This is a genomic window from [Clostridium] polysaccharolyticum (genome assembly GCF_900111595.1).
In the GTDB taxonomy this organism is placed as follows: domain Bacteria; phylum Bacillota; class Clostridia; order Lachnospirales; family Lachnospiraceae; genus Clostridium_AI; species Clostridium_AI polysaccharolyticum.
Genome location: NZ_FOHN01000040.1, coordinates 1 through 15532, shown reverse-complemented (window position 1 = coordinate 15532; position 15532 = coordinate 1). Strand labels below are relative to the sequence as shown.

Below are 15532 nucleotides of genomic sequence, written 5' to 3'. Positions count from 1 at the left end.
TTGTATCAATTTATAACTGTAAATTGATATTTTTAGTTTTACTGATATTTAATCTTGCTACAGACAAGATTTTAAGGTAGTTTCGCAATTACCTATAACTTTATAAATAATCACTACATTAGTATATCACTAGCAAATATTTAATGTCAAATAAGATTTGGTTGATTTTTCTATCATTTTCAAAATAAAACTATTTTTAAGCATTTTAGATTTGTTTTTCATTATCAAGATAATGCTTTTAAACTTTAGATACTGCAAAACCCTTAGCATATAAATGCTAAGGGTTTTATTTTTATATAGAATATTTGAATTGTTTTTTTTCTATATAGTTACAATAATACTACCAGTAACGTCTAGCACATGATGGCTGTCTGTAATACATGTTAGATGTTCTAATACCAGTTCTTTCATTACTAGCATGAACAACTTGGCCACCGCCAATATAAATAGCAACATGATTAATTCTGCCATTGCTAGCATAAAAGATTAAATCACCTGGCTGTACACTTGAAACACTTACGCTCTTACCACTGCCAGACTGTGAAGACGATGTTCTAGGAATGGAAATTCCAAAATTTCTAAATACGCTCTGAGAAAAACCAGAACAGTCTGTACCATTCGTCAAACTTGTCCCACCATACACATATGGATTACCAATGAACTTCTGTGCAAAAGCTGCAATTGCAGAACCTGATGCACTAGAACTTCCTGTATTAGAAGAACTGCTTGCATTGGATGAACTGCTTGGCCTGCTATTATTTGAAGAACTAGCACTGCTTGTATTACTTGATGAAGCACTGTTAGAACTTGATGAACTGCTTGATCTGTTACTGCTTGATGAACTGCTTTTCGTATTAGAAGAACTTACTAAACTCTGCTGCTGCTCACGTTTCTCTTGTTCACGTTTTTCCTGCTCAGCCTTTGCTGCTTCTAAAGCCGCTTCAGCTTCAGCCTTTCTACGTTCTTCTGCCTTTTCTTCTTGAATAGAAATAGCTTCTTCAAATGTTACACTTAAATCTACATAATCTTTTGATACAAAACCTACAGTTGCACTATCAGCCTCATCCCCTTCATCTACAACGATTTTAACCCAGTCACCGTATTCCTTTCTAACCTGAAATGTTTCGTCAATAGGAACCATTGTCAAAACAGCTGAATCCGTGCTTTTCTTTTCTCTGACAAATAAAGTAGTTGTGGTTATTGTTGCCCACTTTGTACCGTATTTGCCTTCTAATTCTTCTGCATCAAAACCAATTGCCAAGAAATCTGAGTTAATCCATCCAGTTACAGAACCAGATTTAATCTTAACCCAGTCACCTTGTCTCTTAATAATCGTAGCTGCAGAACCTTTATACAGCTTTCCTAATATTCTGCTTTCTGTATTTGGCTTTCTTCTAATATTTACATAGTTATTAGCAATAGAAATACCCATATCTGCATATTTGGATTCTTTTTTCTCTGCCTTTTTTACTGTTTTTGCTGTTTCTTTCACTTTTTGTGTCTCTTCTGTGGCAGTGCCATTTTCTACTGTTCCTGCACTTGCAACATTCTTAACCTTGACTTCTTTTACGTTTTCTTCCCCACAAAACTCATCAAGAACCAGAGAAATTCCAGCTAATGCTTTGTCTGTTGATAATGCTGATGCGCTTACTGCTTCTGGCAATGCGAATACGCTAATTGACATTGCTAAACCAGTGCTAAATAGGGCAACCTTTAATCTATTACTTTTCATTACTTTCCTCCGTATATTAAAAACCATTTAAATTTGTTACATTTCACTTAATTATTTCGTAACAATTATAACAAACTCATGACATAGTGTCAATAATATTATGACAAATGCTGTACTTATACGCCTATGTCTCTAATTACTGTATTTTTTGTAACATTTTTAAAAGTCAGCATTCCAAAAATATATAGTTCTTCTTACAATTCGATTTATTTTCTAAACAAAGTGCACTTAATAACTTAATTCTCACACAATCTTGTACATGTTCCCCTGTTTCCCCTTATAATACAATTGTCTTATCCATATTTACCTATTCTCCTTTACAAATTCTGCGATAATACATATATAAAGTTTACAGCTCGGAAAATTTCTAACCTTCAAAAAGACTGCTAACAGCTTTTTGCTATTAACAGTCTTTTTCTTAAATTAACTCATTGGCAATCATAAAACCAATACATATTATAATTCCTATCAATAAAGGCATTGATACAAAGCTTTCTTGCTCATTCACCTGCTGTTTTTGGCTCTCTCGAAACATCATTTTTATATGTTCCCATCTGTTTTCATGCTTTGCCATAGCTATATATAAAAGCACAGCTATTACCGTTGTAAAGCAGGCAACCATTCCATACACCAGTATTCCAGCCAGAATAACTCCTTTACTTAAATCATTTATATTTTGTGTAACAGGCATGCTTTTACCAGACTGTGCACTCCATTTTTGAAGAAATGGTTCCACATAAAGCATGATAACCGATGTTCCATTTATTACAAAATGCACAAGCATAGTTGTATAAATAGAGTTTGTACCTTCTACCAGAAAACAAAATATCATTCCCATTACAAATGCATAGGAAAACTGATTAAAGTTCAAATGCATCAGCCCAAAAAGCAGTCCGCTTAACACAATTGCTTTTAAAGGAGATTTCCTGCTGTAAACATTAAAGAACCCTCCCCTGTAAACGCTTTCCTCTAAGAAAGCAGGAACCACTGCAATGACAAAAAGACTTAAAATAAATGGCCTTCCTTCTGTTATAGAATCAATTTTACCTGCTATTTCATTTTTTGCAAACAGCATGGAAACAAGATTTACCACCTGCATCAATGGCGTAATAGCAAATGTAAACAAAATAGCCAGAAATATAGTTCCTATTTTAATTTTTCGAAACCGGAATAAATCCTTTATGCGAATTCTGCTCGTTATAACATAAAGAACCGTAGGCAAAGCTAATACCAGCTGGTTAAAGAAAACAGATGCAAAAGGACTTGCACGGTTTATCCCCAAAAACGCAGCAACATAAGAGCCAGCTATGCCAGTAACAACTGTTATTAAAAACAGTTCATTAATTTCTTTAATCTGTTTCATAACCAATCCACTCTTTACTTTATTTATGCTGAAAGACTTAACTTATTTATATGCAATTGCTTCAATTTCAATTAGTACATCTTTTGGCAATCTAGCCACTTCAACGCAAGAACGAGCTGGGCAGTCTTTTTCAAAGTATTTTGCATAAATCTCATTTACGATCCCAAAATCATTCATATCTTTAATAAAAACTGTTGTTTTAATAACCTGCTCTATGCTAGAACCAGCTTCTTTTATAAGTGCCACAAGATTACGAATCGCTTGTTCTGCCTGTACTTCTATTCCACCCTGAACCAGTTCATTGGTTTCTGGATTTACCGGAATTACACCTGAGGTAAATATCATATTATTAAATTCAATTGCCTGTGAATAGGGTCCAATAGCCTGTGGTGCCTTATCTGTACGAACTATATTTTTCATACTTAACAACGACCTTTCTTTCTACATTTTTTTCTTAAAACAATATGTTTCCATTATAACGCATCTTTTTTTCTATTTCACTAGTTTTTTTCCCTAAAAATGATATAATAATAGAATCACGTATTAAGGAGAACATCATGTATAGTTTTAAAAGCCGTATTCGATTTAGCGAAACCGATTCATCTGGACATCTTGATTTATCTTCCATTATTAACTATTTTCAAGACATCAGCATGTTTCATTCTGAAGAAGTCGGCCTTGGACTTTCTTATTTTCAAGAACATAAGAAAGCCTGGATTTTAAGTTCCTGGCAAATCAAGGTGATTCGTTATCCCAAAATTTATGAAACTGTAACGATCTCTACATATCCCTATGCAATTAAAGGGGTTATGGGATATCGCAACTTTACACTGACAGATAGAAAAGGGGAACTTTGTGCTATTGCTGATTCTTCCTGGATTTACATGAATATGGAACAACAGAAACCTGTTCGTGTAAAAGAAGAAGATTCTTTACCATATGGAATAGATCCTAAACTGGATATGGAATATAAAAAAGGAAAAATCCAGCTTCCTGATAAAATGGACAAGCTTGACCCTGTTCCGGTCCTACCTTCCTACATTGATAGTAATCATCATGTAAATAACGGCCAATACGTTAAGCTTGCTAAGAATTATCTGCCAGAACATTTTCACCCCACTGAGATCCGTGTAGAATATCGTAATGCAGCAAAGACTGGTGACATTATTTATCCTGCAGTACATGCAGACAGTTCGGTATGTACTATATCCCTCAATGATGCGAATGAAAAACCATTTGCTGTCTTGGAATTTGTAAATTAAGGAGGCAAACATGTTACAAATCGGGAAAATCCAAACTTTAGAAATTGCTAAGGAAACCAAATTCGGTCTTTACCTTATCGATCCAGATGGCAATGCAAAGGAATGCGTTCTATTGCCAAAAGGAGAAACCACGCCAGAGATGCAAGTTGGCGAAACAGTATCTGTATACATTTACCGTGATTCTGAAGATCGTGTTATCGCCACCACAAAGTTCCCTCCTATGGAGTTAGGTGACACTTGTATCTTAACCGTTAAAGAAGTCAATAACATCGGTGCGTTTCTAGACTGGGGACTCACCAAGGATTTATTTTTACCATACAAACAGCAGACACGTCCACTAAAAGCAGGACAGCAGATTTTAGTGGCACTTTATCTTGATAAATCAAGTCGTTTATGTGCAACAATGAAAGTATATGAGTATCTTAAAAATAATGCACCTTACCAAAAAGATGACCGTGTAAATGGTGTTGTATACGAAATCATTGAAAGTTTTGGTGCATATGTAGCAGTAGATAACAAGTACTCTGCTATGATTCCCAACAAAGAACTGCACAAAAACTTAAGGCCTGGTGAATTAATCACTGCAAGAGTTACGAATGTAAAAGAAGATGGCCGTCTGGATTTAAGCCTTCAGGAAAAGGCTTTTGTACAAATGGATTCTGACGCTTTAATCATCTACCGTGAGCTTATGAAATCAGGTGGTTATTTGCCACTACACGACAAGTCTTCACCAGATGAAATCAAGGAACATTTTCAAATGAGCAAAAATGCCTTTAAACGTGCTATTGGTCGTTTATACAAAGACAAAAAAATTGAAATTAAATCGAATGGTATTTATACAGTAAAATAATCAGAAAAGGAGCATCTCTTTCATAAGAAATGCTCCTTAATATATGCTTAGCCTATTGCAAAAATCTCATTTTTGCACTATCTTTTTTCTCTTTTTTCACTCCAACAATCTGTGGCTTTTCCCTAAAACTTTCAATTTCGTTGGCAACTCTTATTTTACATTCTTTACAGAAACGACCTGTCTTGATTTGCTTTCCACAGCCTTCACAAGGTATTCCCACTGGCGAATCTTCTGTAAAACTAAGCTTCTCTTCTCTAACCCATTTTTTTATCTGATTAACAGAAACTTCATTTGCTTCTGAAACTTCATTTATAGTTGCACCTGGATTATCATAGATATATTCCTTTACCTTAGCGTATTTTTCATCCAGCTTTTTCATACATGCTGGACAAAGTGGAACAGATCCAATATAGTTAAACAGCTTTCCACAGTCTCTACAATTTCTTACTTCCATTTTTACACCTCCTAATATCCTTCTCCGATACATAAAGTTACAAAGTACACCTCTTCTGCTCCAGCTTTCTGTAAAACCTTTGTGCATGCTTCAATTGTACTTCCTGTTGTATATATATCGTCAATTAATATGAGTTTGTGAAACTTACTTATTGTCTCTTCATAGTTTTTGGAAACAGCAAAAGCCCTTTCCAGATTCTTCATTCGTTCTATGCTGCTCAATTCCTTTTGGGGCAGAGTCTTTATGGTTCTAACCAGGGCATCTGGCAATACCGTTATATTTAATAACCTGCCGATTTCTTTTGCTAATAATTCTGCCTGATTATATCCTCTTTGTTTTTTCCTTGTTCTATGTACTGGAACTGGCAAAAGCACATCTGGTTTCATTTCTTTTATCTCATTTCCCAAATATTTTGCCACTTCATGGGCATAATATCTAGTATACTCCTTGCCGCCCTTATATTTGTACCTGACAATGGATTGTCTCATAACCTCATCATATAGCCATAAAGACATTCCTCTTTTGTAATGAAAATCCTTCCTTGTACAGTCATAACAAAACTCTAATGCTTCACTTGCAATTGGTTTACTGCACTTTTTACATCTAGGCTCTGATATTCTTACAGGCCTGGATTTGCATGTTCCACAGACGAACTGTCCGTTAGGAATACAAATATCACCACAGACAGCACATCTTCTTGGAAATACAATATCTAATACTTTATCATGCCAAACCGTACTGTCTTCACTCCTAATCAAAAAGACGTTCTGGATATTGTCCCTCATCTACAAGCTTACGGAAAGAATCTACAACAACTTGTTTGTCTTCTTTATAAGTTACTCCAAACCACTTGTCACTAGTATTCAAAACAGAAACTTCTGCTTTTCCTTCCTTGATTAAATCATCTACAATTTGTGGCAAAAGAAATTCTGCTTTTAAATCGCCTTCTTTTACATTTTCAAGAAATGTTACAAAACGGCCTTGAAGTTCATCTAAAAAATCTGGTGTAAAGCCCCACATATTCATAGAAACTGGACAGTCTAACGAAAGTTCCAAATCCTTTCCATCTTCTGTAGCAATTGCTTTGTCCCCTGCCTGACGAATCTCATGTGTCTCTGTAACTTTTTCCAATACACCCGCTTTATTTACAGAACAGACGCCTCTTGTAACCGTTCCATTTTCACTTAGTGTATTTCCCAGTGAAAATCCTGCCATACAGAAATGATATTTCTTATCAGACTTAGATGGCTGATTTAAAAACTGGTTAATAATACGGAAACCTTCTTTGCCATAGTAATCATCTGCATTTATTACAGTAAATGGTGCATCTATGGCACCGATACAGCTCATAATTGCCTGGCCTGTTCCCCAAGGTTTTGTTCTTCCTTCCGGAAGTGTAAATCCTTCTGGAAGATTATCTAATTCCTGAAAAACATATTCTACTTCAATATGCTTTGCAAGCCTGTCTCCGATAACTTCTTTAAAGTCTTTCTCTAAATCTTTTCGAATAATAAATACAACCTTTTTATATCCTGACTTGATTGCATCGAATATGGAATAGTCCATAATAATTTCGCCACTTGGTCCAACTGGTTCAAGCTGCTTGATACCCCCGAAACGGCTTCCCATACCAGCCGCCATGATAACTAAAATATTATTACCCATAATTTTCTCACCAAATCATCATATCTTCCTGACGAATGATGTCCTTTCTTCTTTAATTCATTAAAATGTATTAACCGTCTTATTCTAATTATAACCTATCTTCCAAGAAAATGCACGTATATTCTTGGTTTACTCTCCAATTGCAGGTTCATACATCGATTCAATCTGTAAATCAAGACTTGAAAAACGCCTTAAATCACTTTCATTGGCAATCATCATTTCAACAGTATCTTTCTTCCCGACTATAGTAACACATTTTTTAGCCCTTGTAACTGCCGTATACAATAAATTTCTGTTAAAAAGCATACGAGGACCACTTAATAATGGCATGACAACCGCTGGATATTCGCTTCCTTGGGATTTGTGAATCGTTACAGCATAGGCAAGTTCTAGTTCGTCCAGCATTGCAAATCCATACTGTACTGTTTTTCCTTCTTCAAATTCTACAGTTAATGTTTCTGCAAAAGTATTAATTTCCCGAACGATACCACAATCTCCATTAAAGACACCAGTTCCGCTATTGAGCTGGAACCCTCTGTCATTTCGGATCTCCCATTCTATCTGATAATTATTTTTTATCTGCATTACCTTATCCCCTTCACGGAAAAGCCCCTGACTGGTTTCTCTCTCTGTTTTATCCTCACTAGGAGGATTCAGATACTGCTGCAAAACCTGATTAAGCCTGTCTACTCCAAGTTCTCCTTTTCTCATTGGCGTAAGAACCTGAATATCGTAAGGTGTTGCATCTACATATTTAGGCAGTTTCTGCGTAATCAGCTGAAGCATGACGTTAATAATGACATTGGCATTATCCCTTTGAAGAAGAAAGAAGTCCTTGCTTTTATTGTCCATGACAATGGATTGTCCGGCATTGATTTTATGGGCATTCACAATAATATCACTTTCTGCTGCCTGCCTGAAAATCTTTGTCAGTTTCACAACTGGAAACGCTTTGGAATCAATAATATCTCTTAGGACATTGCCAGGACCTACACTTGGAAGCTGATTTACATCCCCTACTAAAATTAATCTGGTACCAGCAACTATTGCTTTCAGCAAGAAGCACATGAGACTAATGTCTACCATCGACATCTCATCAATAATGATTACATCTGTCTCTAATGGATTTGTTTCATTCCTCTCAAAATGAGTACCTCTGTCTGAACCTTCTTTACCACCTGATATTTCAAGCAGCCTATGAATGGTCTGTGCTTCGTAGCCTGTTGTTTCAGACATCCTCTTTGCCGCACGCCCTGTGGGTGCTGCCAAAAGAATATCCATGCCTTCCGATTCAAAAAATCGAATCAATGCATTAATTGTAGTCGTCTTTCCAGTACCAGGACCACCAGTCACAACAAGAACTCCATTTCTTGCAGCCTCAATTACTGCACTTTTCTGCATCTCGTCTAATTCAATTTTATGGTATTTCTGAAAACTCAGAAGACGTTTTTCAATTTCTTCTCTTAAAATAGTGTATGGTATATTCAGATCTAAAAGCATTCTCGCCACATTCAGCTCTGTATAATAATAAGCGGATGAATATATCCTTTCTTCTTCCTGAGCCTGTTTTATAACAATCTTTTTCTCCATTACCATATCCATCAGCTGATGTTCTATCTTATCATCTTCCACACCTAGTAGCTCTTTTGCTAAGGAAAACATTCTTTCTTTTGGGAGGTACACATGGCCATTATTACCTGCTTGTGTCAGTACATGAAGTATTCCTGCTTTGACACGGTAATCTGAATCCGTCATAACACCAACTCTAGCTGCAATGTCATCTGCCAGACGAAAACCTATTCCAGATATGTCTTCTGCCAGCTTATATGGATTCTGCTTTATAATTTCATATAAGGACTGACCGTAAGTTTCAACTATTTTTACGGAAAAAGCAAGACTTATGCCGTATTGCTGTAAAAAGATCATGGCATTACGCATTTCCTTTTTCTCTTCGAACTGAATCCCTATTTCCTGTGCCATTCTCATACTGATGCCTTTCACTTCTGCAAGCCGCTCCGTCTGGTTCTCAATAACCTGAAAAGTATCTTTTCCAAACTTCCTCACGATACGCCCAGCTAATCCAGGTCCTAGCCCCTTAATTGCACCCGAACCAAGATAACGTTCTATGGATAAATTATCTTCTGGTTCTTTAATTGAATAGCTCTCTACTTTTACCTGCTCTCCATAGACAGCATGGGCAATTACCTCACCACGAACCTCTATAAAATCTCCTTCATTAATGTAAGAAAATGTTCCTACACAGGTGATTTCATCATTATCAGCAGCAAGTCCTAATACCGTATATCCATTCTCTTTATTCCGAAATACAATCTTCTCCACATATCCTTGAAATATTTCTGCCACTATCTTCTCCTCAATTCCTATTAATATAACCAAAGTGCTTTTGCACTTACGCATCTGCATTACAAGCGACTAACTTTCTTATAAAGCAAAGGAGCACCCAAAGATGGGCACTCCAAATATTTTATAAACCATTTCTTTTCATAGACTCATAAAGTGTCTTTGCAAGACCAATATCCCGACTCTTGGTGACTTCTTCTGCAAGACCTTGTGTGTAAATATCACCCATATACTTCATATAACTATTCTCATCATCTGAACTATGAACCGTTTTTTTCATTTCTTCAAACACTTTTTGCACAAAGTATGTCTCAAAATCCTCACATACTTCCATTAATTCTTCATCTTTGGCTTCTTCCAGCTTTGCATTACTTAAAGTTCTCTCAATGTTTTCTGTTTTTTCATTCGGAATCGTCCCTGTAGACTGTAACACATTTAAAAAACCGTTTCCATCTATAGATAATGACATTTTTCCTCCAATCTGACCTTATAACCGTCCTAACGCACATGACGTTTATTGTCTAAGATTATTTGCCTGCTTCAGCATTTCATCAGATGCTGTAATAGCTTTTGAATTCATTTCATAAGCTCTTTGAGCTACAATCAGATTTACCATTTCGTCAACCGCCTGTACATTAGAAGCTTCTAAATATCCCTGATGGATTTTGCTTTTCGTAATACCATCTGATTCATATTCCAGAACGGCTGTTCCAGAAGCAGCGGTTTCCTTTAACATGCTCCCATAAACTTTTTCCAATCCTGCCGGATTCGCAAATTGTACCAGGCCAATCTGAATTCCAGTTGGTGCATCATTGTTATTCTCATCTGGATATAATACTCTTCCAGTTGAATCAATTGTTATCTTGGACGAAGATATCCCCTCTGGAAATGTAATTGGGCTTCCTGTAGAATCCAGTACCAGATTGCCATCTGAATCAGCAAGAGTTAATCCGTCTGTACCGATCATAAATTTCATAGACCCATTTCTCGTGTAAGCTCTGCTTCCATCCTGAAGCTGAACCATAAAAAAGCCTTCTCCTTCAATAGCAAAATCCGCTTTATTTTCTGTCGCAATTAAACTTCCCTGAGTAAACTGCGAAGTAATTGCAGCTGTTCTAGTACCTAAACCTACCTGTGCTGATACTGGTTTAGGATTCCCCTCATTATCTGTCTGCTTTGTCTGCAGATTTTGATAAAGCAATGTTTTAAATTCTGCCTGTTCTTTTTTATACCCAGTTGTATTTATATTCGAAAGATTATTAGAAATTGTATCAACATATGTCTGTTGTGCAGACATTCCAGACGCAGCCGTCCATAAAGATCTTACCATATATTATTTTCCCCCTTATCTGACTTTGCCAATATCATTACAAGCTTTCTGTAATGTGGAATCAAATGCCTGTAAAACTTTTTGGTTTGCTTCATATGCTCTTGTTATTGTAATTAATTTTACCATCTCTGATACGGAATTTACATTGGATTGTTCTGTGTAGCCTTGTCGAATCAAACCAGCAGCATCTTTTGTCTGTGCTCCATCTACTGCCTGATAAAGATTAGTCCCACGTTTTGCCAGATAGTCATAATTTTCGAAATCGACTAGTTGAATTGTATCTATATATTGCTGATCAGCATAAATTGCACCTGAAGAATCAATAGAAATACTGGCTGAATTAGTTGGCACCTGTACAAAACCGCCAGAACCAATCAGCTTATTTCCCTCTGAATCCGTAAGGAAACCTTCTGCTGTCATTTTAAAACTTCCATCTCTTGTATACATTGTCTGGCTATCGCCATTTTTGTTCACTACATTTACCGCAAAAAAACCTTGACCGTCAATTGCCAAATCAAAGGTATTGCCAGTTTCTCTTAACGAGCCTTGTGCAAAGTTTGTATAAACCTCTCCCACCTTTACTCCAAGAGATACATCTCCGATGGATCTGTCAATTCCTAATTCTGATGAATCTTTAATTTTAATCGCTAACATATCATCAAAACTCTGATTGGTAGCCCCTTCCGCTTTGTAACCTACTGTAGCTGCATTAGCTAAGTTATTAGACAATACATCCATCCTTCTCTGCTCATTGTTCATACCTGTATAAGCAGTAAATAATCCTCTAACCATCTCACAACTCCTTTCAATGGTTACCAGACCTGCACCTTCCACAGGCCCGGAACGAATTTATTATTCTTTTTTTCCACTAAGGAACTCAACGAATTTACCAGTTCCAATCGCTACTGCTGTCATAGGATCTTCTGCTGTCATAGTTGTAATTCCTGTTTTATCTTCGATTAATGCTTCCAGACCATTTAACAGGCTTCCGCCACCTGTCAATACAATTCCTCTGTCTGCAATGTCTGCAGCTAATTCAGGTGGAGTTCTCTCTAAAACACTGTGAACAGCTTCTACAATCTGAGAAGTTGCTTCTTTTAAAGCCTCCTCTGTTTCTTCTGACGTAACAGTAATTGTTTTTGGAAGGCCTGTAACAAGGTTCCTTCCTCTAACATCCATAGATTCTGCTTGTATTCTCGGATAAGCTGTACCTATCTTTATCTTAATATCTTCAGCTGTTCTTTCGCCAATTAACAGATTATGGTTTTTTCTCATATAACGAACAATTGCTTCATCAAAATCATCTCCTGCGATTTTAATGGATGTACTTACAACAGTTCCTCCCAAAGAAATAACTGCAATATCAGAAGTCCCACCACCAATGTCAACAATCATGTTTCCACATGGTCTTGTAATATCAATCCCTGCTCCTATGGCAGCCGCAATTGGTTCCTCAATAATCTCTACATGCTTGGCACCAGCCTGGTATGTTGCATCCTGAACCGCTTTTTTTTCTACTTCAGTTACTCCGCTTGGTACACATACACTAATATTAAGCTTTTTAAAACGCTGTTTGCCTACAGCCTTCTGTATAAAATATCGTAACATTTTCTCTGTAACATTATAGTCAGATATAACTCCCTGTCTTAAAGGCCTTACTGCAACAATATTTCCCGGGGTTCTGCCTAACATTAATCTGGCTTCTTCACCAATTGCTTTAATTTTATTCGTATCCCTGTCAAATGCAACTACTGATGGCTCCTTCAGCACAACGCCTTTTCCTTTTATATATACAAGAACACTTGCGGTTCCTAAATCAATTCCAATATCAGAACTTAACATGATGATAATACTCCTTTCAATTTCTGTCCAACTTCGATAATCTTTCTATAAAACAAAGTGCATAGGCACTCTCTTTCTATCCTCAGCTTCTCACAAGTTACGAATGTAAATAAAATCCGTTAACTCATATTAATTTTCACCATTCAAAAATGAATTAAACATTTTTTTCTTCTGTTTGCGCCTATTTTTTCCAATATATTTTTTTACAAACGCAATCACTTTTATTATATACAATATCTACAATTTTTCCAAGATATTTTTAGAAATTTTTTTCTGTGCATTCCTCATTAAAACACCATTATTTACATAAAATTGCAATGGTAGTATAATAAACACGAAATTTTTTTATTACTAAAGGAGGATGTAACATGTTAACTTTTTTAATAGGTCTCATGATTCTTTTCGCTGGTGCCCTGCTATATGGTAAGTTCTGCGAAAAAAGTTTTGGACCTGATGATCGAAAAACACCTGCTATCGCAAAACAGGATGGTGTTGACTATGTACCTATGCCAAAGTGGAAAAACTGTCTGATTCAGCTTTTAAATATTGCTGGAACAGGACCTATCCTTGGACCTATCCAAGGTATTTTATTTGGACCTATTGCATTTTTACTTATACCTGTCGGCTGTGTATTCGGCGGTGCTTTACATGATTATTTTTCAGGTATGATTTCTATCCGTGAAGGCGGCATGCAGATGCCTGGACTTGTCAAAAAATATTTAGGCAAAACGGCTTTTGGCTTTTATAATGCATTTTTATGCTTACTGCTTCTTCTAGTTGTTGCCGTATTTGTAACAACTCCTGGTGACTTAATCGCAACACAGCTTCTTAATATTGGCGATGTAACAATACATAACCCTGTCATCTGGATTATCTATGGCGTTATCTTTTTTTATTACATTATTGCCACTCTGTTTCCAATTGATAAAATTATCGGAAAAATCTATCCTATCTTTGGTGGAGTCCTTTTAATCTCTGCTATTGGTATTTTTATCGGTTTATTTGCCAAGGGATATTCCTTAACGAATTTATCCATCTCAAACTGGAAAGGGATTTATCCAGATGGAACTCCAATTCTGCCAGTTTTCTTTGTAACGGTTGCGTGCGGTATTGTATCTGGATTCCATTCTACCCAGTCTACTTTAATTGGCCGAAGTGTACAGAACGAAAAAGAAGGACGCACTACTTTTTACAACATGATGATCCTGGAAGGATTTATTGCTATGATCTGGGCTGCAGCGGCTATGGGTGCTATGAATCTGTATAAAGCTGCTAATGGCCTTACCCCTGTTGGCATGGTTGGATTTGTTGCCAAAGACATGCTTGGTAAAATCGGTGGTATGATCGCCATTATTGGAGTTATTGTTTTGCCTATTTCTACTGGCGATACCGCCCTTCGTTCTCTACGTTTAATTGTGGCTGATTTCCTTAAATTTGATCAATCCAGAAAGAAGAACCGCCTTGCTTTATGTCTGGCATTAAGTGCTCTTGTAATTGTTATTTTATTGTTCTCCAAATTAAATGCTACAGGCTTTAATATTCTTTGGAGATACTTCTCCTGGAGCAACCAGGCAATCTCCATTTTTGCTTTTGCAATCATTACCGTATACCTGTTTAAAGCAAAGAAACCATTTATAATTGCATTGATTCCAGGTGCTTTTTATTCTTTTATCATTGCAACTTATATCATAAATGCCAAAATTGGTTTTGGACTTCCACTCAAAGCTTCTTACATCTTAGGTATTATATTTGCTTTAATCTACTGTATCCTTGTTTTATTTACTGCAGGTAAAAAAGCAAAAGAATAGAACAAAAAAGAATCGGTTATACTGTTTATCGAGGTGATGATATGTCTTATGTGGCACCAGCAATTCGTGATAAATTTGAAACGTTATCCGTTAATCTGAAAAATGCGATATTAGAAAGAGACGTTCAGCTCTACTCCATTCATGATTTAATTCATGTTCTGGAAGATATCGTAGCAGAGGCGGAAGCACAAGAAGCAGAAGAAAAGGCCAAAATACATGCGGCAACTTAGTAAAAACCTCTCACGAAAGCGCATCATCTAACAATGGCAGGCAGTCCACAGATACTTCTGCCAGCAAAAAAATATCCTCTGGTTACTAAATAATAGTTTCCAGAGGATATTTTTTTATGAATTTACTTAGCATGCATTTCCTTAATCAAATCAACGAACAAACATAAATTTATCAGACTATGCCAGTTTATTTATTAGATTATGCCATGCGGCTCATTGCTTCCTGGTCGCTAAGCATTTCTACTAATTTTCTCTTTAAGATCTTGCCTGTGCTTGTCATTGGGAATTCTTCTACCATATAAACATACTTTGGCATTTTGAATTTTGGCAGGCATTGGCTGATATATTCCATAACTTCTTCTTTAATATAGTTTGCTCCTGGCTTCATTTGGATAAATGCTGCAATTTCCTCACCTAACACTTTATCAGGTGCGCCAACAACTGCTACGTCATGAACCATTGCATAGGTACGAATTACATCTTCAATTTCGCTAGGAGAAATATTCTCTCCTCCACGGATAATTAGCTCTTTCTTCCTTCCTTTAATGGTCAAATAACCTTCTTTATCTAAGAAACCTAAGTCTCCTGTATGAATCCAGCCATCAACAATAGTTGCGTCAGTTGCTTCCTGGTTT

The 15532-nt window shown here is 36.3% G+C and carries 16 protein-coding genes; 4 read left to right on the top strand and 12 right to left on the bottom strand.

Annotated elements, in window-relative coordinates; translation table 11 throughout:
* Positions 1 to 340: 340 nt before the first annotated feature.
* The 3 genes from BMY85_RS14735 to BMY85_RS14725 form a co-directional block, all read right to left on the bottom strand.
* The gene (locus tag BMY85_RS14735; RefSeq protein ID WP_177180813.1) at positions 341 to 1732 is read right to left on the bottom strand and encodes a C40 family peptidase; all 1392 of its coding nucleotides are present in this window, start codon (positions 1730 to 1732) and stop codon (positions 341 to 343) included.
* 418 nt (positions 1733 to 2150) lie between these two features.
* Positions 2151 to 3095, bottom strand: a complete 945-nt coding sequence (locus BMY85_RS14730) for a CPBP family intramembrane glutamic endopeptidase (protein ID WP_092479088.1) — start codon at positions 3093 to 3095, stop codon at positions 2151 to 2153.
* 42 nt (positions 3096 to 3137) lie between these two features.
* On the bottom strand, positions 3138 to 3515 hold the full coding sequence (locus BMY85_RS14725) for a RidA family protein (protein ID WP_092479086.1): 378 nt from the start codon (positions 3513 to 3515) through the stop codon (positions 3138 to 3140).
* Between the two features lie 137 nt (positions 3516 to 3652).
* Between BMY85_RS14725 and BMY85_RS14720 the strand changes: the two genes are divergently transcribed.
* Both BMY85_RS14720 and BMY85_RS14715 read left to right on the top strand, forming a co-directional pair.
* The gene (locus BMY85_RS14720) at positions 3653 to 4357 is read left to right on the top strand and encodes an acyl-[acyl-carrier-protein] thioesterase (RefSeq protein ID WP_092479084.1); all 705 of its coding nucleotides are present in this window, start codon (positions 3653 to 3655) and stop codon (positions 4355 to 4357) included.
* Positions 4358 to 4367: 10 nt separating this feature from the next.
* Positions 4368 to 5207 (top strand): CvfB family protein, encoded by an 840-nt coding sequence (locus BMY85_RS14715; RefSeq protein WP_092479082.1) that lies wholly within the window; start codon positions 4368 to 4370, stop codon positions 5205 to 5207.
* Positions 5208 to 5259: 52 nt separating this feature from the next.
* On the opposite strand, the gene BMY85_RS14710 is transcribed toward BMY85_RS14715, so the two are convergent.
* The 8 genes from BMY85_RS14710 to mreB all read right to left on the bottom strand — a co-directional run bounded on the left by BMY85_RS14710 (position 5260) and on the right by mreB (position 12859).
* Entirely contained in the window at positions 5260 to 5661 is a 402-nt protein-coding gene (locus BMY85_RS14710; RefSeq protein ID WP_092479080.1) for a flagellar protein, read from the bottom strand.
* Positions 5662 to 5672: 11 nt separating this feature from the next.
* Positions 5673 to 6419, bottom strand: coding sequence for a ComF family protein (locus tag BMY85_RS14705; protein ID WP_177180812.1), 747 nt, complete (start codon positions 6417 to 6419; stop codon positions 5673 to 5675).
* Entirely contained in the window at positions 6412 to 7326 is a 915-nt protein-coding gene (locus BMY85_RS14700; RefSeq protein WP_092479076.1) for a nucleotidyltransferase family protein, read from the bottom strand. The genes BMY85_RS14705 and BMY85_RS14700 overlap by 8 nt, the downstream gene beginning before the upstream one ends.
* A 129-nt stretch (positions 7327 to 7455) precedes the next feature.
* Positions 7456 to 9744 (bottom strand): SF1B family DNA helicase RecD2, encoded by a 2289-nt coding sequence (recD2, locus tag BMY85_RS14695; protein WP_092479094.1) that lies wholly within the window; start codon positions 9742 to 9744, stop codon positions 7456 to 7458.
* Positions 9745 to 9811: 67 nt separating this feature from the next.
* Positions 9812 to 10156: a rod-binding protein gene (locus BMY85_RS14690; protein ID WP_092479074.1), complete on the bottom strand. Its 345-nt coding sequence runs from the start codon at positions 10154 to 10156 to the stop codon at positions 9812 to 9814.
* A gap of 45 nt (positions 10157 to 10201) precedes the next feature.
* Positions 10202 to 11017 carry a flagellar basal-body rod protein FlgG gene (gene flgG, locus BMY85_RS14685; protein WP_092479071.1) on the bottom strand — a complete coding sequence of 272 codons (816 nt, stop codon included), beginning with the start codon at positions 11015 to 11017 and terminating at the stop codon, positions 10202 to 10204.
* Positions 11018 to 11032: 15 nt separating this feature from the next.
* Positions 11033 to 11809: a flagellar basal-body rod protein FlgF gene (gene flgF, locus BMY85_RS14680; RefSeq protein ID WP_092479069.1), complete on the bottom strand. Its 777-nt coding sequence runs from the start codon at positions 11807 to 11809 to the stop codon at positions 11033 to 11035.
* A gap of 60 nt (positions 11810 to 11869) precedes the next feature.
* On the bottom strand, positions 11870 to 12859 hold the full coding sequence (mreB, locus tag BMY85_RS14675; RefSeq protein WP_092479067.1) for a rod shape-determining protein: 990 nt from the start codon (positions 12857 to 12859) through the stop codon (positions 11870 to 11872).
* Positions 12860 to 13227: 368 nt separating this feature from the next.
* Between mreB and BMY85_RS14670 the strand changes: the two genes are divergently transcribed.
* A complete protein-coding gene (locus tag BMY85_RS14670; RefSeq protein ID WP_092479065.1) occupies positions 13228 to 14667 on the top strand; it encodes a carbon starvation CstA family protein in 1440 nt (479 codons plus the stop codon).
* Between the two features lie 41 nt (positions 14668 to 14708).
* Complete coding sequence (locus BMY85_RS14665) at positions 14709 to 14897, top strand: hypothetical protein (RefSeq protein WP_092479063.1); 189 nt, start codon at positions 14709 to 14711, stop codon at positions 14895 to 14897.
* Positions 14898 to 15096: 199 nt separating this feature from the next.
* On the opposite strand, the gene BMY85_RS14660 is transcribed toward BMY85_RS14665, so the two are convergent.
* A partial coding sequence (locus BMY85_RS14660) for a class I adenylate-forming enzyme family protein (RefSeq protein ID WP_143066405.1) occupies positions 15097 to 15532 on the bottom strand: 436 nt, incomplete at its 5' end.

Excerpts from the sequence above, each read along its gene's own strand:
- BMY85_RS14735 (WP_177180813.1), bottom strand. The coding sequence starts at position 1,732 with ATGAAAAGTAATAGATTAAAGGTTGCCCTATTTAGCACTGGTTTAGCA.
- BMY85_RS14730 (WP_092479088.1), bottom strand. The coding sequence starts at position 3,095 with ATGAAACAGATTAAAGAAATTAATGAACTGTTTTTAATAACAGTTGTT.
- BMY85_RS14725 (WP_092479086.1), bottom strand. The coding sequence starts at position 3,515 with ATGAAAAATATAGTTCGTACAGATAAGGCACCACAGGCTATTGGACCC.
- BMY85_RS14720 (WP_092479084.1), top strand. The coding sequence starts at position 3,653 with ATGTATAGTTTTAAAAGCCGTATTCGATTTAGCGAAACCGATTCATCT.
- BMY85_RS14715 (WP_092479082.1), top strand. The coding sequence starts at position 4,368 with ATGTTACAAATCGGGAAAATCCAAACTTTAGAAATTGCTAAGGAAACC.
- BMY85_RS14710 (WP_092479080.1), bottom strand. The coding sequence starts at position 5,661 with ATGGAAGTAAGAAATTGTAGAGACTGTGGAAAGCTGTTTAACTATATT.
- BMY85_RS14700 (WP_092479076.1), bottom strand. The coding sequence starts at position 7,326 with ATGGGTAATAATATTTTAGTTATCATGGCGGCTGGTATGGGAAGCCGT.
- recD2 (WP_092479094.1), bottom strand. The coding sequence starts at position 9,744 with ATGCGTAAGTGCAAAAGCACTTTGGTTATATTAATAGGAATTGAGGAG.
- BMY85_RS14690 (WP_092479074.1), bottom strand. The coding sequence starts at position 10,156 with ATGTCATTATCTATAGATGGAAACGGTTTTTTAAATGTGTTACAGTCT.
- flgG (WP_092479071.1), bottom strand. The coding sequence starts at position 11,017 with ATGGTAAGATCTTTATGGACGGCTGCGTCTGGAATGTCTGCACAACAG.
- flgF (WP_092479069.1), bottom strand. The coding sequence starts at position 11,809 with ATGGTTAGAGGATTATTTACTGCTTATACAGGTATGAACAATGAGCAG.
- mreB (WP_092479067.1), bottom strand. The coding sequence starts at position 12,859 with ATGTTAAGTTCTGATATTGGAATTGATTTAGGAACCGCAAGTGTTCTT.
- BMY85_RS14670 (WP_092479065.1), top strand. The coding sequence starts at position 13,228 with ATGTTAACTTTTTTAATAGGTCTCATGATTCTTTTCGCTGGTGCCCTG.
- BMY85_RS14665 (WP_092479063.1), top strand. The coding sequence starts at position 14,709 with ATGTCTTATGTGGCACCAGCAATTCGTGATAAATTTGAAACGTTATCC.